Here is a 22,997-nt window from a genome sequence, read left to right as displayed (position 1 = left end):
TTAATTCCCCTCTAAACCCATCATAAGGAATTTAGGTATAAAGGGGAAGATGGCTTTTCTCACAAGTTCGAATTAATGATGAAAAGAGTATCAAGAACCCTTTTCATCTTCGGTTTATGGAGCGCAAGAATACGTGATGTTACTGCTCATTTGCACTTCCATCCTCAGATTGTTTTTCCTTTACTTCTTCCGGTGACTTCTTGTTTTTTATGAAAAAAGAAATCATTACGCCTACTAATGAGAGAATCGAGATGACGATAAACGCAACATTTGCTCCGTACATATCTGGATTAGAGATTTCCGGACGTTGTTGGGCTGTTTCAGCCGTCGTAGTCATTACAGTGACAAGAATAGCAGTACCGACCGACGCCGCAATCATTTTCATGGTATTGTCCATGGCTGCTCCATGAGCAATCAACCGTTTCGGCAGTTGGTTTAATCCTGCCGTTGCGACCGGCATCATTACCATCGATAAACCAAACATTCGAATTCCGTACATAATCGTGATGAACGTAAAGGATGTGGAGGGACTTAAATTCGATAAGGCAAACGAAGACACTGTAATAATCGTTAAGCCCGTAAGCGCTAGCCATCTCGCACCGATTTTATCAAAAATTCTCCCTGTAATAGGTGACATCAAACCGGTAATTAGAGCTCCGGGTAATAGGGCTAGGCCTGCTTCAAATGCTGTAAAATCCCTCATGTTTTGCATAAATAGTGGGATGATCGTCTCTGACCCGATTAATCCCATAAAGGTAATCATTCCAACGAGCACCGTTAGCGGAAAAATAGAATTCTTAAACACCCGGAATTCAAGCATTGGATGTTCCAATCGCAATTGCCTTGTAATAAACAGCACAAGTGCAAATGCACCTAACCCTAGCGTGACGAGCGTACTTGTGGCTAGCCAGCCATTATTTCCAGCGCACGTAAATCCGTAAAGTAATCCTCCGAACCCGAAAGAAGAAAAAATAATTGACAGGATATCTACTTTTGGTTTAGTTACCTCTGTCACATTTTTCATTGCAAAAAATGCAATCAAGATATCAATAAGAGCAATCGGTAGTATTATGAAAAATAAGAGCCTCCAAGAATAATGAGAGGTTACCCATCCTGACAAGGCTGGACCAATCGCCGGTGCAAAGGACATGACGAGTCCAACTAAACCCATTGCTGCTCCGCGCTTATTAACTGGAAAAATCATTAAAAATACGGTTTGCATAAGCGGCAGCATCACACCGGCTCCGCTTGATTGTATCACTCTTCCAAGTAAAAGCATTTCAAAGTTAGGAGCGACACCCGCAACTAATGTTCCGAAAGCGAAAATACTCATCGCGGATATAAAGAGCTGCCTCGTTGAAAAACGCTCCAATAAAAAGGCACTGATCGGTATCATAATCCCATTCACTAACATAAAAACGGTCGTTAGCCACTGAGCGCTATTCGCCGTAACATTCATTTCTTTCATAATCGGCGGTATTGCTGTAATCATAAGTGTTTGATTCAATATTGCAATAAACGCTCCTGCAAGCAGAAGCGCTACAATCGTAGACTGCTTATAGCTTCGTGTTTCCATTCTTCCCTTTCCTCTTTCCTGTTCAATTTCTGTCTTGAAATATGATTCCCTACAAAGTTATATCTTCATTAGAAGAACCTTCATTGTCTTATATCTGTATGTAAAAAATAAGTGCTGTAAAACATACTTTTACAGAGTACACGATTTCCCATTAATAATCTATGGATTGGATCTAAATGATTCTCAGATTTTTTATCTCCTAATAAGTTTCTTTTTCTGTATTTGTTTTAAGACCTCAATAAGTTCCTCTTATACAACAAATCTTATCATTCTTGAGATTTATGGAAGACTATACGAATTCTATATGAAGCGAACAATGGGGGTACATTCACTACCGAAGCTTTTCGAAACAACGCAGATGGTATTCACTCTATAAATGCTTACTTTACAAAACTTTGATTCAAAAATCCTAGCACAGCATTCCCACCTAATTGAAGTAACATTACCAAATATCACAGATATATCATATTAATGAAATATTACTCTATTTTTTGGTAATGTGCTCCCTTTTCTTGCAAAACTAGGATATTTAGTATAAGCTAGGGAACATACTTATTTAGAAACTTTCTTAAGGAGGCTAAGTATGTCTGAAATTAAAGATTTTGAAGTAGAAACAGTGTTTGAGGATCGGGTTTATCAGCGTCACGCATTTACCTTTAAGATTCAGGAAGATGTGTTTAAAGGTCATTTTCATAAGGATGAGATTCAATGGCTTCATCCTCATCCAAAACAAATGATTGGTGAAGGTAAAGTAGAAATTATTGAAAATACCATATATGAATTAATGAGTCAATACGGCGTTTCTAGTGGAATTAAAGATTTTGAAATAATCCCAGCATTTGAAGACCGGCTACATGAACGCCAACAATTCACTTTGCAAGTACAAGGAGATGAATACAAAGGCTTTGTTCATGAAGGAGAAATTCAATGGTTTCATCCTCAACCAATGCAAAAACTTGAAGATGATCATGTGCAGGCAATTGAATCAGAAATACATAAAAAAATGGCGAAACAAGCAAAAGATAGTAAAGAACATAATTAGAAATGAAAACGGCAGCAAAGTATCGCTGCCGTTTTCTATTGCACCCAAACCCACAGTTTTTATTTATGGGAAAATATCTTTAGTTATTTTATTTACATACCTCATTGTCAAAATCAAAGCTACAAGTCAGCGATATTGTCGCTTTCTAATTTCGACGTAGCTATCCCTTTGCCTTTTTTGTAATTAGTTCTTACATGGAAAGTCATAATATACACTGTATTTATGATGTTAATAATCTTAGCTGTTTTCTAAGCGCAAACTAAACCCTGTTAAAAGTTCTTTTAATTTTTCTACTTTCTGGTGATTTAGTTTCAGCAATCCATGCCCTTCTTGAGTCTCTGGATTGCCCAGTGAAACTGTTTGATTTAAGAGTTCATTATATGCTTCTAACTCTGTTAATTTATGCCCACGAATTGTTTCATATTTATCTATCAAAAGTGCAACTGCTCCTGACACGTGAGGAACAGCCATCGATGTACCTGATAAGACGGCAAATTGGTTACCAGGAAAGGTTGATACAACTTGCTCTCCAGGGGCTACTAAATCTACTTCACCATTAGAATTACTAAATCTAGATATGCGTCCACGCTGGTTAACTGAGCCTACTGCTACAACTTCTGGGTAAGCAGCTGGATAGCTATTCTCGACTGTATCAGCGATTCCATCCCCTTCATTTCCTGCAGCACATACGACCATTATATTTGCTTGAACTGCGTTTTTAATCGATGAATGTAAGGCTGGATCATCGTTCGGTCCCCCTAATGACATAGAGATAACCCGTACTTTTTCCCCTCTTGGGCCCGTCCAATTGATAGCGTATTGAATAGCTGAAGAAATGTTGTCTGTTGTTCCTTCTCCTGATCCATTTAAAGCTTTAAGGACTAGTAACTTCGCTTTAGGTGCTGCACCAACTACGCCAAACCCATTTTCTGCTGCTGCAATGGTTCCGCAAACATGAGTCCCATGTCCATTATTATCGGAAAAATTAGCAGGGTTACCATTATAATCGCCCGTGAAATTATACCCTCCAATAATTTGACCCATTAAATCAAGGTGGTCTGGCTGGCATCCTGTATCGATTACGGCTACGACTATGTTCTCACCCTTAAACCCTTCTCTCCAAATAGAACGCGCACGAATCATTCTAATCCCACGTGGGACTTCAAAAGTATTTTCTGTAATTCCTTTTACATGGAAGGGTATTAATTGAACATTAGGCAACGCTATCCTCTCCCTTCAATTTAACCCAAAACATGCAAGCGCCACCACCTTTACTAATGCTAAATGTGGAGAATCCGCACTTATAACCTGTTTTGGGTAGCTCCAATCTAATAGCACTGATTACAGCGTTTCTTTATTCTATGAATAGGGACGAGTTTTTGCTATAAACCTTAGTCTATTTTGAACTTTTAATTTAATAGGCTAAACACCAGCGTTTGATAGATTTTAAAACCACCACAATGGCAACTGTTGATCTTGACTAAAATTTTGTGTATTACTCGGTATACCTCTTCCCTTCTTTCCTACCACGCTTAATCTTTATATACTTTTTAATAGAGAGTTCTTTTAATTTAGATAATCGAAATTCAAATGACCAATTGTTTACCCAAAGAGATATTCCTGTTTCAAGGATAATAAATAAAAGAAAACTTGATATAACTATCCAAACAATCATAGTTATTGTAACCATCCCCTTTTACTCTTTACTATTCATTTCACTGGATATATATACCTCTATGGGTTGTTGGCAATTAAATTTCACGTTGAGAAAGGATACGTTTTGTATCCATCTCTTTATAATTAGGCTCTGTTAAACTTGCCTGTTGATTGCAGTGAGAGGTGTTCGCTTTGAGCGGGCGGTCCGGGAGTCTTCTCGGCGCAGTGCAACCTGTGGGGTCTTCCCTTTTTGACTCGCTTTCTCCGCAGGAGTCTCACACGCCTTTCTTTTCAAACAACAATGAGCTTTAACAAGCCTAAAGTTAAAATGAGAGGTGAGCGTGGTAGGCTGTTCGACTTACAAAAATAATCAGACCTCTTTTTAAGACACGATTCACTAAAAAGGTCCCATGTTAAGCAGTAAATACATATACTGTCGTTTGCTACTTGTGTTAATTGCGATTATACCTTTACGGAAAAATAAAAAGCACCCAATTAGGTGCTTTCCTATAATTTATATTATTTTTTGTTTATCCCACACTGAACGAATGGGCAGTAAGCCCCCACCTCAAGCTTATGAGAAACAAAGAAGTTAGATGGGGGATGAAAGAACATCCTACTAATAGAAGTTTCACTTATTCAACAGGAAAATATTTTATACGAATCACTCAATGAGTATAAAAGTCACTGAATACATATTGGGGTAATATTATTTGAAAATGTGTTCCATGAGAACTGCTATCGACAATTTTTATATTTCCACGATGTTCAAAAATGATTTTTTTTATAAAAGGTAGCCCTAAACCTAGTCCTTCTTTCTTAAAAGATATAAAAGGATCAAAAATTGCATCCCAATTTTCTAAAGGCACCCCTATTCCAGTATCTACGATATCTATAATGATTTTATCACCCTCAACTTGAGTAGATAATGCGATTCGTCTGATCTTTCTCTCCTGCGGAATAGCTTCTAAACTATTTTTAATTAAATTTACAAACACTTGTTTTATATATGTATGATTTACATAAGCTTTTAAAGTTTTATATTTTTTCTCAAAGGAAATTTCTACAGAGTTTTCTTTGAGTGATTCTATCGATAATTCAATTGCTTGATCTATTATTTCATTTAAATCGAACATTTTAAATTCAATTGATTTATATTTTATATATTCAGTGTAATTTACTGTTAAATCATGCAACTGGTCTGCAGCAATTTGAATCATTTCATTCATATTTTTACCTTGTTCTGGTAACGGCGTTAGCTCACTCATTAATTTTGAATAGCCTTTAATAATTTGTAGTGAATTTTTCACTTCATGAACTAAACTCGCAGTTAAATTACCCGTATAATCTAGCTTCTTTTGACGCTCTAATAATCGGTTGTAATTGATTGTCATCATTGTATTCATTTTTACAAAAGAGAAGATTATGATGACAGAAAAAATAATAACGCCCAAGCTGCTATACAGTGCTCCTGCTCCAGGTACAAAGTTTAAAAAACCTGAAAGATACAATAAAAAAGAGCATAAAGAAAATGTACCTAAAAATCCTTTTAAATAAATATTCTGAATGAATTTAGAAACAAAATAAGAAAAAGCGATAAAAATTAGAAAACTTGCTGTGTGAAATACATATAAAGAATGAAGCCGTCCATACTCTGGAAAGTAAAAAGTATTGTTGGTATTGGTAATCTGGACTTCTCTCAATCCACTTACCCCGTAATCTGTTAAATTAACAATAAAAACAAAGGTACTCCAAACCACTAATAAAACCAATACTTTCCGAGTAAAAATGGATACTAAAGGACGATAAAATTGGTTATCTTTAATATATGCCGAATGTTTTTTTACGGTTACATAGGATAAATAAAACACTAAGGGTATCATGAATGTTGGACCTGCCCTAAAAAACTTGAATAGCCAGAGAATAAGTTCTTCGGAAAGGATCCCTTTCAAATATAATACTGCAATATCTATTTGCCAAAAACTAATGGATAGCATATAAAACAATAAGGCATATGATAATTCCGAACCTTTATAAATCTTTAATATAGAAATCGCCAATACTATAGGGATTATACCTATACTAATAATCAAAAACGATATGATCATTTCTAACTCACCACTCTATTTATGTCTCTTTATATATGCACAGGCATTGTTACCCCCATGACCATGATTCGTTATTGCTACTTCATTTACCTCTTGATGCCAAGGTTCTGTTACAATGTTCATTTCTTCATATCCCTCTTTATTGGTTCGAATTGTTGGAGGGATAAATCCGTGATTAATACTAATTAAAGAAGAAATAACCTGCAATACTCCAATAGCTCCATATGGATTACCAATCATACTTTTGATTGAAGTATAAGGAACCTTGTGGTTAAATAATATTTTTGAACAATGTTCCTCAATCCTATCATTCACTTGAATTCCTAATGCCTGACTATTAATATAATCTGGTGTCCTCCCTTCTATCACTTCTTTTAAAGCGCTAATCATTTGTTCACCAGTTTCTTCTACAGAATAGATATGTACACCATCATTGTTCGAAACTATATTTTCAATTTCACCTAAGATTTCAATCTTCCTCTTTCGTGCATCTTCTTCTCTTTCCAGAATTATTACGCCAGAACCTTCAGAAATAGCAAACCCTTTACTATTTTGATTGAATGGTACTGCACCTACATTTAGTGTTTGATTTATGGGAATTGACTTTGTTTTGGCAAAACCAAAACAAGCCATTTTATTTACTAAACTATCTGTACCTCCAACAACAGCCACATCTATAATACCACTCTTCAGGTAAACCATTGCGTCTTGGATAGCTTCTAAACTAGATGTACAACCAGTCGTTATCGTTTTTGTTATCCCCTTTATTGATAAATAATGGGCAATTTCAGCAGTAATGCTATGATAATTCGAAAAATGTGAAAAAGTTATGGGCACATTCCTATAATTATTTTCATTTACATGAATGATCGAATCATGAAAAAGCTTCTCACCAATTGCTCCCACTGAGATTCCAAAAAACAGTCCAACCTTTTTATCCGCTAAATTCGAAAGTCGCGCTTGATTCAAGGCTTCCTTTCCTGATGCCATACCAAGCAAAGTAGCCCTTGGTAATCGTTTAAACCTCTTATCAGACTCAAATTCATCTAAACCACTATGTATACGTCCAATAATAGTTTTTTCTCCATTTGGTGAAAGGTCTGTAACAGTATCTAAACAACAAACCCCATTTTTTAAATTATATATGTATTGTCCTATATTATTTGTATTCGGTGCTTTTACCCCATATCCCGTTACGACTATTTTATCTCTCAAACTTACCACCCTTTGTTTATAAACTATTTCCAAGATGTATTTATTCTAAGTGGTATAAAAGTAGCATTATTACTACAGTATAACTTTTATTGTGATTTATGGATAGATATTTTACAGGAGTAATTAAAATCAAAAGATGGGCTTTTTAGTTTGCGAAATTTGATAATATTCACACCATTATTATCCAGCTGCATTTTCACTACTTTTTACCCACCTTTTTATTTTAATTCATCTAAAATACTCAAACTTCTATAATTATAAAAAAACACCTCCCTTTAAATCGATCGGTGCTATTTATAATTATCTACTTTTCTTGTTTTTTAATAATTTTCTGAATATGAGTAACAACAACGTCGCTTAAGAGTAGTCCTTTTGCAACTAAAGCAGCTCTCGAACCAAGTTATCTTTTATCTGATCATTTTTCTACAATAGTTTTTAGTTTGATGAACAATAGGTTTAAAAGCTTTGAGCGTCTAGATCAATCCACCAAAAATCAATAATATGTCCAGCAAGCAAATATCCCAGAGAAAGGACAAAGCAGGGTCTACAAAAATTATAAAAGGAACGATGTTTGTAGATAGATGACGAATGCTATTAAGTTTCTCCAGCTTGAGAAAGATAAGAAATATATACTACTAGTAGATATATACCAAATCAGGTATTTGTAATAACTAACACTTATTTTGTCCATTTTGGATAGCTTAGTAAAAGTTATTTTTTGTCAAAAATCGATTTAAATAAGATTACGGATCAGCATTACTTTGTCATTAACCTTCGATTTATTAATGACAAATAAAATATGCTGTGTACAACTATTAATGAGTCCACAGCTTAAATAGTTAGACTACCAGTAGTGGTAATATGAATACATTTGTAGATAATGGTAGACTACCTAAAAAACAAATCTAATATTCTCCATCTCTATACAAAAATCTACTTAGAATACTACTCTATGTATTCACAAGTACCTTTTTAGTTGTTAATATATCGATTGTTTATAAAGAATTATTGTTTACTAAGATTTTACCTTTCAACATTAAAATATCGTGCTTCAGGGTGCGCAAAAACGATTGCTGAGACGGAAGCTTCTGGTTCCATCATAAAACCTTCAGTCAATTCTACCCCAATATCTTGTGGTTTTAAGAGACGGAAAATCTTTTCCTGATCTTCGAGATTAGGGCATGCTGGATAACCGAATGAAAAACGTTGACCTGTATATTTTGCTGCAAAACGTTCTTTCATCGTCATATCTATCGGATCACTAATACCTTGTGCGTCTCTCATCAAATGATGCATTCTTTCAGCAAATCCTTCCGCCGTTTCAAGAGCAAGTGATTGTATCGCATGACTTTTTAAAAAGTCACCCTCTTGCTTCCATTTTTCTGCCCATTTTCTAATTCCCTTGCCTGCCGAAACAAGAAAGAAGCCGACATAATCCATTTCACCTGACGAAACAGGTTTTACATAATCGGCAAGACATAAATAAGGGCTACTGTCCTGACGAGGAAAATCGAATTCTTCCAAAATTTCATTGTGGTTGTCAGGATTATATACTTTGACCTTATTTCCTTCGCTTTGAGCAGGGAAGAACTGATAAATTCCATTTAAACCGTACTCATGGTCCGACTTTAAGAAAGTGATTAATTCATCTACAAGTTCATTCAGTTCAATCGCCCGCTCATCACCCTTTCTTACCAGTTCAGCTACTTTTCCTTTCAAACCAAGATGGTGACCAATCAACATTTGCCGATTTATGTATGGCTGAACAACATCTATCGGATAATCCTTCAATATATGACGGATTTGATCAAGTGGCTTCTTGACAGGAACAACAGATAACGGTTTTACTTCTACCTTTTTTCGTTCCGGTTTTTCCATCGTAGCCACGATCGCCGCATTGACCCTTGCTGTCTCCCGTTTTTCACTTAATTCTCTCAGATACTCTATTTTTTTATGATCGTCATGTAAAATATTTGCGACAGCAAGCCCATCCATTGCATCTTTTGAGTATAAAACAGGGCCATCGTATTCTGGCGAAATTTTAAAATCTGTAAATTTACGTGATAATGCGGCACCCCCTACTAGAATGGGAATATCGATGCCTGTTTGTTTTAAATCCTGCGCCGTGAGAACCATTTGCTGGGCTGATTTTACAAGCAGGCCTGAAAGTCCAATAACTGTCGGGTTATGCTTGCGAACCTCTTCAATAATTTGTTGTGACGATACTTTTATCCCAAGATCAATCACTTCATAGCCGTTATTGGAAAGAATAATGTCCACTAAGTTCTTGCCAATATCATGCACATCCCCTTTGACAGTCGCTAGTAGCACTTTTCCTTTTTTTGCACTGTCTTCTTCATTTTCCATTAGCGGTTCAAGATATGTAACCGCCGCTTTCATAGCTTCTGCGCTTTGTAAAACTTCAGCAACGATGAGCTGATTGTCATTAAATAGACGTCCTACTTCCCCCATGCCATCCATTAGCGGTCCATTGATAATCTCAAGCGGTGCATCCCCACGATCAAGCGCCTTATTGAGATCAGTAATTAAACCTTCTTTCGTTCCCTCAATTATATAATTGGCCAATCGTTCATCTAGAGGTAAGATGGCCGCATTTTCTTTTTTCTCCGCCTTTTTACCACGATAAAATTCTGTGAAAGTAGCTAATGATTCTGATGATGTATCGAACAAAAGAGCTTCAGCCAATTTGATCTCTTCTTCCGGTATCGAAGCAAAACGTTCTAGTTTTTCCGTATTGACAATTGCGTAATCCAGCCCCGCCTTCGTGCAGTGATAAAGGAAAACGGCATTAAGTATTTCTCTTCCCCTTGGTGGGAGACCGAATGAAACGTTAGATATCCCAAGAATCAGCAAACAATCCGGAAATGTTTCTTTGATTGCCTGAATTCCTTTCACCGTTTCAAGGGCTGAGCCGATATATTGCTCATCGCCTGTCCCAACTGGAAAAACAAGTGGGTCGAAAATCAAATCACTTTCTGACAAACCATATTTATTGACAAGTAAATCAACAGAACGCTTGGCGATTTCAAGCTTTCTTTCCGCTGTAACCGCCATCCCTTCTTCATCGATTGTACCCACCACGACGGCAGCACCATATTGATGGATAAGTGGCACAATCTTTTCAAATCGTTCTTCTCCATCCTCCAGGTTAATGGAGTTTATGATTGACTTCCCTTGCGATCTTTTTAACGCTTCCTCCAAGACAGCTTCATCCGTCGTATCGATCACAAGTGGTACTTTGATTTTTTTTACCACTTCAGTAACAAACTCTTTTATATTCCCTAATTCATCGTCATCAGGATCAGCCAGACAAATATCAATAACATGAGCTCCTTTTTTCACTTGAGCTCGAGCAATTTCTGCCGCTTGTTCAAATTTCTTTTCTCTAATCAATTCCTTGAACTTACGCGATCCGATAACATTTGTTCGTTCTCCGACAAATAATGGACGCATGGAATCATCATAGATAAGAGGTTCGATTCCTGATACTGCATGACCGTGTGTATGAGTTTCAATTATTCGTGGCTCAATCAATTCAAGTACTTTTACCAATTCAACAATATGCTCAGGTGTCGTTCCGCAGCAACCACCAATAATGTTAACCCATCCTTTTTCTGCAAACTGTTTCATTTTTTCTGCTAAAGAATTCGGCGATTCATGATAATGCCCTTCCTCATCTGGGAGTCCCGCATTAGGGTAACAACTAACTGCTCTATTTGATAAATTCGCCAGTGTTCTGATATGGTCAATCATGAATTCTGGTCCAGTCGCACAATTCAATCCGACTGCAAGTGGATTCATATGTTCACATGAAAGATAAAATGCTTCTATCGACTGACCGGCAAGTGTCGTTCCCATCGGTTCAATTGTGCCAGAAATCATGATCGGGATTTCCCGTCCGTATTTGACAAACGCCCCTTTGATTCCAGAAAAGGCTGCCTTTACATTTAACATATCCTGACATGTTTCAACTAAAAGTAAATCTACCCCTCCATCAAGAAGACCTAACGCTTGTTCTTCATAAGAAGCGGTCAATGCTTCAAATGTCGTTCCACCAGTTACAGACAAAGTTTTTGTCGTTGGTCCCATAGCTCCTGCCACGAATCTAGGCCATTCTTTACTCGAATATTTTTCACAGGCCGCCTTAGCAATCTCGGCAGATTCTTTGTTTAGTTTATATGCCAGATAACTTATATCATACTCATCAAGCACGATACTTGTTGCACCAAATGTATTTGTTTCGATGATGTCTGCACCAGCTGCCAAATATTTTTCATGAATGGAACGAATGACATCGGGTTGGGTAATCGTTAAATATTCGTTACAACCTTCATATTGCTCACCACCAAAATCCTCAGCGGTTAAATCCTCAGCTTGTAACATGGTCCCCATCGCGCCATCTAATAATAAAATTTTTCTTTTCATTTGTTCCTGAATTAACCGTTTACTCATATGCTCCCACCTCCGAAGTATGCCTACTATCTACTTTTCTGATATGTTGCGTTAATTCTGCCGTCATTTCATAGTATAAAAACGGGGTAATTAAATAGATGCCCTTAAATTTATCCATTGCAGCATCCACCAATTCCTTGGCAATGGCTATCCCTTCATTTTTGGCTTTATTTGGATCATTGCCTGCAGATGCCATCGCTCTGCGGACTTCTTCTGGCAAGTTGATACCAGGCACTTCGTTATGGATAAATTCCGCATTCCTTGAACTTGTTAATGGCATAATACCAAGAAAGATAGGTGTATCTAAATGTTGCGTTGCTTCGTATACATCTTCAATTTGTTTGACGGAATAAATCGGTTGCGTCAAGAAGGAGTCAGCTCCACAGGCAATCTTCTTTTCAACCCGCTTAACTGCTTTATCGAGATATTTGACATTTGGATTAAAAGCAGCAGCAACTTTGAAATTCGTTTTTTGACCTAGACTTTGCCCTGAATAAGAAAGTCCTTCATTAAATTGTTTGATAAGACTAATTAAATCTAATGATGATAAATCATATACAGATGTCGCACCTGGAAAATCACCAATTTTAGATGGATCACCTGTTACGACTAAAATCTCATTTAGATCAAGCGTTTGCAGCCCCAACAAGTGCGATTGTAGACCTATTAAATTACGGTCACGGCATGTTATATGAAGAAGCGGCTTTATTTCATGCTGTGTTTTCAAAAGTGTACCTAATGCCACATTGGAAATTCGCGGTGAGGCGAGCGAATTATCAGCCATTGTAACGGAATCTACCCCCGCTTTCCTTAAGGCAACGGCACCATTCATAAAGGCTTCAATCCCTAATTTTTTCGGCGGATCCAATTCTACTAAAATCGTTCTTTCCACTTTCGCTTTTTCATGGAATGCTAGCCCTTCATCAGAATTTCCCACTTCGATAATCTCAATTTCCCTTACTTTAATTTCCTTTTCTAGAACAGGCGCTAACAATCTTACCGCATTTTTTATTGCTTCAATATGGATAGGCATCGTGCCACAACAGCCACCGATAATGGATGCCCCCTGCTCTCTGAGCTCTAGTGCTGATGAAGCGAAATATTCAGGTACTGCATCATATACAAGTCTTCCATCGACATAATCTGGTAAACTAGCATTCGGAAAAACGGCAAGTGCCGCTTGTTTTGGTAACGAAACGGATTCCAATGCGCGAATCATATGATGCGGACCAAGTCGACAGTTGATGCCGACTACATCTGTTCCCAACTGCTCTAATCTTTGAAAAGCCTCGTTTAACGACATCCCGTTTTGTAAATTTCCAAGTTCATGTAATGAGACATTTGAGATAATTGGCAAATCCGTTTCTTGCCGTGCAATCTGAAGAACGGTCTCTAATTCCTCCAAATCGTAAAATGTCTCAAGCAATAGTCCATCTGGTGCCTCAAGTAGGAGACTATATAATTGTTCTCGGAAAATACGTTTGATTTCCTCTAAGCTTAAATCTGATTTACGTATACTCCTTAATGCACCTATCGTACCGAATACAAATGCGTTCCCTTGTACAGCGACCTTTTTAGCAATCGCAATGCCTTTACGATTAATTTGACTTACTTGATCTTCCAATCCATACCTCTTTAATTTATGAAAATTAGCTCCATATGTATTCGATTGGATAATATCTGCTCCCGCATTCAAATATGCCTGATGAATTGTTTCAATTTGATTGGGATTCGTGATATTCAATTCTTCGTAACAAAGATCAATGCCGTGGGAATACAATAATGTCCCCATTGCTCCTTCTCCAACTAATATTCTGTTCTTCAATTCTTGACGAAAATCCATAAATCCCTCCTTTCTGAGGGCGTCCTAAAGAGATCTAACCTTAACTCCCTATACACGGTTTATTGTGTGATATACACATAATTTTAACGATATATTGAAGTTCTGTGGTGTGACGCTCTCGTTTTAGGATACTCTCACTAATTTCGTTGTTATATAAGAAAAAAACAACATGTTGATGAAGGAATTATCGAAACATTCTCTCCATCTATCAAACATTCACTTACTCGCTTTAGCATATGCCGGTTACTGAGGTTTTTTCGGGACAATCCCTTCGCACATCTCGAGAAGTATTGATTTTAAAAAAACAAAATTATCTAGCTATAAATTTACTCATTTAATACTGATGTCATATCACGAATATTCCATTAATTTTAAAATCATCCTCCTTCTTTAGTTTTTACCGCTATTTCGCGTGTTAAAATAAAAAACCTCTTCTTAAGATCAGAAGAGGTTTTTGCACCATGGCTATTCACTCTTCCTATCTTCAAGCTTTTCGCTTCTGGAATTAGCACAGTACAAAAAAGTCTGTTGCTGAGGTATCAAAGGGCCAGTCCCTCCACCTCTCTGGATAAGAAAGTTACATATTTAGTTTTAATTAACTATTACTCTATAGCTGTGATTAACAAATGTCAAGAAATAATTTGGTGAAAATTCCGAATAAAACGATTATTCATTCGTTTGATAAGTCGCTATTAAGGCCTAAGCATTTTCTCTTAAGCATTCACCATATTTCCTACACCTTTTATTATCCTTCTTATACATTCAGTGTTTGTTTTACTTCAAGCTTTTCACGATAAAGCTTTGTTGCTTCTACCATTAATTTTAATGCCACGACTGTTTCTTCAATACCGCGCGTTTTTAAACCACAGTCAGGGTTAACCCAGAATAAACGGTAATCTAAGACTTGCAGGGCACGTTCTATATTTTGTGATAACTCTTCCAATGTTGGTACACGCGGGCTATGAATATCATAAACGCCAAGACCAATCCCCTTATGATACAAATGTTCTTCAAATGAGCGAATTAATTCACCATGACTTCTTGACGTTTCAATCGAGATGACATCTGCATCAAGTGCATCAATGGCTTCAATAATATCTTCAAAGTTCGCATAACACATATGAGTATGAATTTGTGTTTCTTCCTTCACAGACGATGTTGATAATTTAAAAGCATCAACCGCTACTTTTAAATAGGTTTCAGTTTTTTCTGTTTTCAACGGCAATCCTTCTCTTAAGGCTGGTTCATCGACCTGAATCATACCGATACCGCTTGCTTCTAAAGCTTCGACTTCCTGTCGGATTGCCAATGCCAATTGACTTAAGACATCTTTACGACTTATGTCATCACGCACAAATGACCAATTTAAAATGGTCACAGGGCCTGTTAACATGCCTTTTACAGGTTTTGTGGTCAAGTTTTGCGCATAAACCGTTTCTTTTACTGTCATTGGTTTTGTTAAGACGACATCACCAAAAATAACTGGTGGTCTAACACAACGTGAACCATATGATTGCACCCAGCCATACGTTGTAATCGCAATACCTGCTAATTTTTCACCAAAGAACTCAACCATATCTGTCCGTTCAAATTCACCATGAACGAGTACATCTAAACCAAGTTCTTCTTGAATATCAATCCACTTTTTAATTTCTTCTTTAATGTATTGCTCATACTGTTCGTTTGATAGTTCCCCTTTTCGCCATTTCAAACGTTGCTTTCGTACCACTTTCGTTTGCGGGAAACTACCGATTGTTGTCGTTGGAAGTAATGGTAAATCCCATCGTTTATCATGCAATGCTTTTCGTTCGCTTGCATCTACGCGAGTTATTGAATAATGAGATAAATTTACTAATGTATCTTGCACTTCTCTCACGTTTCGGAACGATGAATGATTTAATAATCTAACTGCTTGGTCACATTTGTCAAGCTCTTCAACAGTTAGTTCATGTTTTGCAAATTTCGTTAACAAGACCACTTCATCCAGTTTTTCATCTGCAAAAGATAGTGCATTTTTAACAATGGCCTCTAAGCTTTGTTCACTTTTCACTGTCACAGGAACATGAAGTAAGCTACAAGATGGTTGAATTATGAGACGATTATCGTCAACTATACTTGTTAATGTTCCGATGAGTTTTGCTTTCTCTTGTAAATTGGCTTTCCAGACATTTCGGCCGTCAATGACTCCTGCTGCCAAAACCTTATCTTTCGGGAAACCAATTGCTTGTAATTGAGCAATATTCATGTTTTCGTCGTGAACAAAATCGAGACCAATTCCTGCAACTGGTAATTGAACGATGGCTTGATAATGTTCGATACTTTCATAATACGTTTGTAGAATGATTTTTACGTTTGGGACGGACTTTTTAAAAGCTGTGTACACTTCATTAACATCACGTAAAATTTCACGATCAATCTGCTTTACTAAAAGTGGTTCATCAATTTGTATCCACTCAGCACCCGCTTCTTCTAATTGTTGCAATACTTCGACGTAAAGTGGAATAAGCGCTTGTAACAATTCCTTGCGTTTTTGATCATCGTATCCTTTTGACAATGCCAAAAAAGTGATCGGCCCGAGGATGACAGGCTTCCCATTTATCCCTAATTTTTCTTTTGCTTCTTTATATAATTTCAATGGCCAGTTTTCTACTAAAACCGGTTGTGCATCTTCTAACTCGGGCACGATATAGTGATAGTTTGTATTGAACCATTTTGTCATTTCTGATGCTACTTTACCTTTACTGCCTCTGGCAATTTCAAAATAGGTTTGAAGTGAAAGTTGCTTTCCTTCTGTTTTAAATCGTGTTGGGATGAGCCCAAACATAACAGCTGTATCTAATACATGATCATAATAACTGAAATCACCGACAGGAATGAGATCAATTCCTTTTTCCTGTTGTTTTCGTAAATGTGATAGGCGAATTTCTTCCATCTTGCTTGTAAATTGCGACTCGGTCAGCTCTCCTGCCCAAAACAATTCTAAACATTTTTTCCATTCGCGATTTTCACCAATTCTCGGATAGCCTACGTTTGAACTTTTAATTCCCATTATTGTTCCCCCATTTCAATTTTAATTGCCTCAATAAAAAAGTCTCTCTTTGCAATAAAGAGAGACTAATGATAGACATAGTTAACTAGAGTTGAGACTAGCAATCAGTTTCAACATACGGCTATCACTCCTCCCTATTTTCGCGTAGGTAATAAGCGCATCCAATAGGCAGGTCTCCTGACTTAGGTTCATCGTTTTCTATCCCTTCCCATTTCATGATGAAACAGTGGTTAACGATAAAGAACTCCCCATAACAGTGGCGCGACCGTGTCGGATTTACACCGAACTTCCCTTTTAAGTTAAAAACATGTTGCTTGTTGCTTTTAACACCTATCGTTTGAATATTATTCATTTTTTGAATTCTCGCAATAAAAAGTTTATTGGGATTAAGATTATATCATCTTGTCTGATTTCGCAAGTATCTTTTTATTTGGTCAGATAATTCAGGGATAAACGTTGTAAATAGTTTCGAATATCTTATCATTTTTTTCATCATTCGATCCATATACCGGTGAATGAGAGGGTGATTTAATGGCCTATTATATCCAGACTGATAACAATGTAAATATTTTTGTAGAGGATATTGGAAATGGGAAACCAGCCTTATTTATTCATGGTTGGCCTGTCAATCATAAAATGTACGAATATTAGTTAGATATTCTGCCTGAATACGGGATTCGCTGCATTGCACTTGACTTACGTGGATTTCGAAAATCAGATCGCCCCTTTAGCTTATACTCGTATAACGAAATGGCTGATGATATCCGCGGGATTATTGACACGTTAAAATTAACTAATCCTACTTTAATTGCCTTTTTAATCGGTGGTGTCATTGCAACCCGTTATATGTCTAGACACGCCGGGCACAATATTAGCCAATTAATTCTTGCAGGTGCTGCAGCCCCATCGTTTGTTCAAAGGAATAACTTTCCGTATGGAATGCCGGTTTCGGCAGTAAATTCAATTATTAGTCAAGCCTATCAGGATCGACCAAAGATACTTGATGAATTCGGCAAGATGTTTTTTGCAAGTAAAATTAGTCGTGAATTTAACGACTGGTTTTTGACACTTGGTTTTGAAGCATCTGGTCAAGGGACAATGAAGGCTTCTGAATCCTTACGTGATGAAGATCTAAGAAACGACTTAGTTGCAATCAGGATTCCAACAACTATTCTGCATGGTAAAAAAGATCAAGTATGTCCGTATGAATTAGCTCAGGTGATGCACAAGAATATCCCTCAGTCTAAACTCATTCCTTTTGAAAATAGCGGACATGGTCTTTTTTATGATGAAAAAGACAAATTTAATCAAGAACTGCTAAAAGTCTTATTATAATTTTCATTTAAATGAGCTCCTTTTGCAGGAACACATCTGTTCTTTCATAAAAAGATTAAAATGTTGGTAAGATAGATTAGACGAATGAAGACAATATATTAATGAATTGGCGGAGTTAAAAACAGATACTGAATCCTTAGAATTGATGAGATTCATGTACTTTAGCTGTTTCCTGAGGCGTGGAAAATCTTAAGACATATATGTAGAACACTCCCATACCCAAGAATTGGATCCTTGGATACGAGAGATTTCTTTTGGAATATTAAAAAAACCAGTTCTATAAAGAACTGGTTTTGTCCCTAACAATTAGGTAGCCGCCATTGCCGTAAGCTCAGTAATAAAGTTTTAAACCACCACTCCTCAAAGTGGGTGTTTGCAAAAACAGTCCTGTATGTCCTCAGTCAATGAAAAAGGCCTGACATTCTTGTTTTGATATAAAACTCCCTATTACAGCTTAAAGGTTAAAACTTAATTATCAATACGTACAACGCAGCTTGTATTAGTATAATATCTGAAATGAACAAAGATTGCAAGCCTAAATGATTGAGAAAAATACAATTCATTTTACTTTTTTATTCTTAGTATGATCAGGAGTCTTACGCTAAATATCCATCTTGCAAACGCTTGATAAAAGTCTATAATAATAGATATCTACACAAGAGGAGTGAAAATATGTTTTCCAATATTGGTGTGCCAGGTTTAATTCTCATCCTTATATTAGCACTTATCGTCTTTGGTCCTAGTAAGCTTCCTGAAATTGGACGAGCCGTCGGAAATTCACTACGGGAATTTAAAAAAGCGACAAAAGAATTAACAGATGATATTAAAGAGGATGTAAAAGAAGACATAAAAATTGCAAAAGAAGTTTCAAAAAAATAAACGTGATTTCCAATAATGGTTAGTTTGTGCACACTACACACAATTAATAGTCTTTATAACCTAAAATGCGAGATCTAATTACGTGTTTTTTAGGGTAACCTAGTTTCCATTTATTACATTGAAAAAGACGCCTGCAAAGCAGGCGTCTTTGATGCGTTTGCGGCGAGAAACCGTTGGGCCACATCCCTAACGTGCGTTAAGCATGTTCCTCGTCTTATGCAAATTAGCTCATCGCTTTATTACTATACCATTTTTTTAATCAGCAGACAAGGTTTTTATTTGTAGACTTTTAAATAGCACACTGACAGCTATCTATTGAACCAAAAATATACATTAGCATAATTTAAAATTCCTATCTAATAATAGGAAATCTCTTGTCTTTTCTAGCTTCCTTTAATTTAGCTTCAGATACATTTTTCTCAATCCGCCCCTTAAAGAAACATTTTTTACTTTTACTTTTTTGAGAATAGGAGTAAATTAAATATTCTAACGGGGTTAATGTTGAAATAACCGTAAACTCAATCACCAAATTTTTTCAGATGAGATCTGAATTTCATTGGAAATTCGGGTTTTTCATAACAAAAATGTTTATTTGGCTTTTTACTTCATTTTTTAATTGACTAGAGAATTATTATATATTCTAACGAGGAAATTCCTGTAATAATTATTCTCGAAATCAAAGGTCAGACCTCGCAATAACTAAATACAGCACAAAATTAGTGTATGGAACACTGTATACTGATTTAGAGTGCTAGGTCTTTATGGGACACCCTCATTTATCTTTCGATTCAGATTCCTTAGTTTTCAACTTATAAATTTGTCGTTAAGCGACTTAATTCATCTGAAGAAACGGCTACTTTATCAAACCCAGAGCTAAGACTTTGGAAGATTTCTGTAAAATCGGTCATTTCACCAGCTATATTCACATTTTGTTTCATTACTTTTTCCATCGCAGATAGAATTTGATTAAAAAACACCGTCGTTTCTCCAGAATGTTCCTTTGCATTCTTCATATCATCCTTGACTGAATTTATAAAGGAGCTCATCTCTTCTGTATAAGATTGGATTCCACTAATTAACAATGAAACTTCAGATACTGATTTCTTCGTATTTTCAGCAAGCTTCCTTACTTCTCCTGCTACGACAGCAAACCCTTTACCATTTTCACCAGCTCTTGCTGCTTCGATTGCAGCATTCAACGCCAATAAATTTGTTTGGTCAGCGATTTGTGTAACCATTGTAACCACTCCATTTATTTTAAGCGAAGTATTAGTTAAGTGCTCCATCTGGTTAGAGAATTGATTCATGGCTTCTTGAGAGTTGACCATCAACGTTTCCACATTTTTCAAAAGAGTAACTCCTTCTTTTGACTTTTGAACAGTATCAATTGCAATATTGGAGCCTACCTCTGTTAAAGATTGAATTTCACTGATTTTATTCTGAATTTCTTGTGTAGCAGCATTCGTTTCTTCACTGACTGCCGCTAATTCATGAGTGTTTGTTTGTATAGTCGTTTTAATAACTTGTTTTTCCGATTCAATTTGGTTACGGATCTCTTCACTTTCCAATTCATAAGCTTCCAGAACGATTTGTTGTTCTAAGCTTAATAGTTTTGTGATTACAAGTACGATTTCACGGTACTCTTCAATAGTTTCTGCCATTGGTGTAACCAAATCAATTAATGATTTTTGTAAATCTTGAAATGCACACATATACCATTTTGGTTGCAACCCAATTCTAACATGCACATGTGCAATGATATTTCTCTGCTTTATGTATTCATCATTAATTTGTCCACTAAACATTTCATATATATGTCGAAACAATGTTTTTTTCAATCGTTCAACTGAACTATTATCTTGAATAATTCTCATCAGCCCCGGCTGTTTTTCTAAATTCAGATAAAAATTTCCAACAATCTCTTCTAAATTTTCTTTAACCAATGGCTGAAACGAACGCGCAATACATAAATCTTTTTTCGTTAGTTGAATCATGTTCATTTGAGTTAAAACATCCTGATAGTTTTCAACATTAATCTCAACGATCTCTTCATATTGTTCGTACAAGTTTCCCTCATGTTTTTTTTTGTTTCTCTTAATAAATGGGTTCATTAATCTTAGCTCCTCAAAACTGTATTAAATCGTTTAATTATATATCGGTAAAAATTTTAAAACTTTAACAACAATGGTAAATTTAACACTCGCTTTCCTGCCAATTGAATGAATACTATTTCTTAATGATTGAACATCCCTGTTCTATCAAAAACTAAAACATGCTCATTGACGGAACAAGCACGCATTCTTATACTAAATAAGCATGAAATAAAGAAAATAGGTGAATGCAATGGATTTTTCAATACAATATTTATCCTTTTACGTTATATCCGTCGAGGGAAAAGGTGATCAGGCGGACAAGCGATATAAGCATTTCCAAACATTGGACGAAGAAGAGTATGAAGAAAGTTCACTCAAGGATTTCCTTGATGGGGAATTAATGAAGATTAGCAAGCGTAAAGTAGATCGGCATCCAAAAGCCGAACAAGTTCCAACTAAAATTGGCTTTTTTATCGTCGAGGAAGGTCATGAGTTAGACTCTAATCCGAACTATAATTTATTCAATCGTGTTCGTTTTGCGGACTCAAAGGAACAATTTCATGAAGAAAATGAGCAATTTGTCAGCGCATATTTAGACACAAGTGCAGTTCGCGGTGGGGTTTTTCTCATTGCAAGTGCAAAATTAACAAAATACTTTGATGAACCATTCGTATTCCTGCTTAAATGCGATTTCGAACCTAAAGTCGCTTCTATCTCGGACGAAGCAACTTTAATTCGCAACGTAGAAATGGCCATCACAACGAAAAACATGAAATCCATCCAATATCCCTACATGCCAGAAGAAGGCATGGTTGAACCTGGCGAACTGAAAATTCATCAAGCTTCACATGCTCGTTATTTCGAAGATTTCTTGAAATTCGTTGATTATGGTGAATCCATGCCAGAAATTTTGAAAGCACAAGTCATGAATATGGTACAGGAGCATGTTCAAGAAACATTCGCTGATAACAGCGAAGAACTGCAACAATTTGAACAGGCGATGGAAGTTTGGGAAGCGAGCGAAAAACGTGAGATTCAAGAGCGACTCGACACACATCAAGTGATTGAAGCCACAGCACAAATCGTTGAACATACACCTGATGCAGAAATGCGGATGACAATTGGCAATACTTCTGTGAAAGGATTGCTTTCTGATTTCGGCGAGAATGTCCATTTAGGGAAAATTAATGGTCGTTATGTGTTGCTATTGGATGCAGAATCAATTGTGTTTGAGAAAGGCGTGTCACCGATTGAATTTCATAAGCCTGATGATGTGATGGCGATTTTGGAGAGGATACGGCAGAAGGAATAGGTGAATATTAAGGGGTTTGTTGGGTATGTTTGAACGCTAAAAGTGTTGATATAACTGTGATTCCACGCATTTTTGTGACCACGATTGTGACCACAAGAAATAAAAAATCAAGGTCTTATGGCTTGTATTTTAGGTTTCCATTTAATGAAATTATACTTCTGGAGCCACTCCGCTTGCAAAAAAGCAGAGTGGTTTTTCCTATTAATATTTATCTGTACAATAAAAAAGGCACCCTTACTTTATCGGATGCCTTTCACAACTATTTCACCTGTTCTGGTAGCATTTCTTAAAGATGAAACCCCTCTTCTTTTTTTGTGTCCGTTTCCCTGTTAATGGGTCAATGCCCATATCGATTACATAGTAATACTTACCTGTTTTCTTGTCCTTCTTGATACTACCTTTCACTGTTAAAAAAC

11 protein-coding genes, 2 pseudogenes and 2 riboswitches are annotated in these 22,997 nt (G+C 36.4%); of the genes and pseudogenes, 4 read left to right on the top strand and 9 right to left on the bottom strand.

From position 1 onward, the window contains the following. Nucleotides 1–139 precede the first annotated feature (139 nt). The gene (locus tag ACIQZI_RS13405; protein ID WP_403073729.1) at nucleotides 140–1,576 is read right to left on the bottom strand and encodes a DHA2 family efflux MFS transporter permease subunit; all 1,437 of its coding nucleotides are present in this window, start codon (nucleotides 1,574–1,576) and stop codon (nucleotides 140–142) included. Nucleotides 1,577–2,159: 583 nt separating this feature from the next. On the opposite strand from ACIQZI_RS13405, the gene ACIQZI_RS13400 reads away from it, so the two are divergent. Continuing rightward, a complete protein-coding gene (locus ACIQZI_RS13400; protein WP_403073727.1) occupies nucleotides 2,160–2,618 on the top strand; it encodes a hypothetical protein in 459 nt (152 codons plus the stop codon). Nucleotides 2,619–2,855: 237 nt separating this feature from the next. On the opposite strand, the gene ACIQZI_RS13395 is transcribed toward ACIQZI_RS13400, so the two are convergent. The 6 genes from ACIQZI_RS13395 to metE form a co-directional block, all read right to left on the bottom strand. Then, on the bottom strand, nucleotides 2,856–3,839 hold the full coding sequence (locus ACIQZI_RS13395) for a S8 family peptidase (protein ID WP_403073725.1): 984 nt from the start codon (nucleotides 3,837–3,839) through the stop codon (nucleotides 2,856–2,858). 1,103 nt (nucleotides 3,840–4,942) lie between these two features. Further along, complete coding sequence (locus ACIQZI_RS13390; RefSeq protein WP_403073723.1) at nucleotides 4,943–6,382, bottom strand: sensor histidine kinase; 1,440 nt, start codon at nucleotides 6,380–6,382, stop codon at nucleotides 4,943–4,945. A gap of 15 nt (nucleotides 6,383–6,397) precedes the next feature. Continuing rightward, on the bottom strand, nucleotides 6,398–7,597 hold the full coding sequence (locus ACIQZI_RS13385; protein WP_403073721.1) for a beta-ketoacyl-[acyl-carrier-protein] synthase family protein: 1,200 nt from the start codon (nucleotides 7,595–7,597) through the stop codon (nucleotides 6,398–6,400). Nucleotides 7,598–8,620: 1,023 nt separating this feature from the next. Further along, entirely contained in the window at nucleotides 8,621–12,070 is a 3,450-nt protein-coding gene (metH, locus tag ACIQZI_RS13380) for a methionine synthase (protein WP_403073719.1), read from the bottom strand. Further along, nucleotides 12,063–13,913 carry a bifunctional homocysteine S-methyltransferase/methylenetetrahydrofolate reductase gene (locus ACIQZI_RS13375; protein WP_403073717.1) on the bottom strand — a complete coding sequence of 617 codons (1,851 nt, stop codon included), beginning with the start codon at nucleotides 13,911–13,913 and terminating at the stop codon, nucleotides 12,063–12,065. The genes metH and ACIQZI_RS13375 overlap by 8 nt, the downstream gene beginning before the upstream one ends. 475 nt (nucleotides 13,914–14,388) lie before the next feature. Further along, nucleotides 14,389–14,488, bottom strand: a riboswitch (SAM riboswitch). Between the two features lie 179 nt (nucleotides 14,489–14,667). Next, nucleotides 14,668–16,965, bottom strand: coding sequence for a 5-methyltetrahydropteroyltriglutamate--homocysteine S-methyltransferase (metE, locus tag ACIQZI_RS13370; RefSeq protein WP_403074034.1), 2,298 nt, complete (start codon nucleotides 16,963–16,965; stop codon nucleotides 14,668–14,670). 147 nt (nucleotides 16,966–17,112) lie between these two features. Further along, nucleotides 17,113–17,311, bottom strand: a riboswitch (cobalamin riboswitch). 182 nt (nucleotides 17,312–17,493) lie between these two features. On the opposite strand from metE, the pseudogene ACIQZI_RS13365 reads away from it, so the two are divergent. Then, nucleotides 17,494–18,297 (top strand): annotated as a pseudogene (locus tag ACIQZI_RS13365) (alpha/beta fold hydrolase). 672 nt (nucleotides 18,298–18,969) lie between these two features. Further along, nucleotides 18,970–19,176: a twin-arginine translocase TatA/TatE family subunit gene (locus ACIQZI_RS13355; RefSeq protein WP_062180367.1), complete on the top strand. Its 207-nt coding sequence runs from the start codon at nucleotides 18,970–18,972 to the stop codon at nucleotides 19,174–19,176. An 809-nt stretch (nucleotides 19,177–19,985) separates the two neighbouring features. Here ACIQZI_RS13355 and ACIQZI_RS13350 read toward each other — a convergent pair. Continuing rightward, a complete protein-coding gene (locus tag ACIQZI_RS13350; protein ID WP_403073715.1) occupies nucleotides 19,986–21,287 on the bottom strand; it encodes a protoglobin domain-containing protein in 1,302 nt (433 codons plus the stop codon). A 232-nt stretch (nucleotides 21,288–21,519) separates the two neighbouring features. Between ACIQZI_RS13350 and ACIQZI_RS13345 the strand changes: the two genes are divergently transcribed. Beyond that, complete coding sequence (locus ACIQZI_RS13345) at nucleotides 21,520–22,581, top strand: DUF3900 domain-containing protein (protein ID WP_062180373.1); 1,062 nt, start codon at nucleotides 21,520–21,522, stop codon at nucleotides 22,579–22,581. A gap of 270 nt (nucleotides 22,582–22,851) precedes the next feature. On the opposite strand, the pseudogene ACIQZI_RS13340 reads toward ACIQZI_RS13345, so the two are convergent. Continuing rightward, nucleotides 22,852–22,986, bottom strand: a pseudogene (locus ACIQZI_RS13340) (Arm DNA-binding domain-containing protein); the annotation flags it as partial. Nucleotides 22,987–22,997: the final 11 nt, after the last annotated feature.

The sequence above is a fragment of the Peribacillus sp. NPDC096379 genome (genome assembly GCF_044762875.1).
Lineage (GTDB): Bacteria > Bacillota > Bacilli > Bacillales > DSM-1321 > Peribacillus.
Note: the sequence above shows the minus strand (reverse complement) of the source record. Positions and strands in the feature narration are given on the sequence as shown.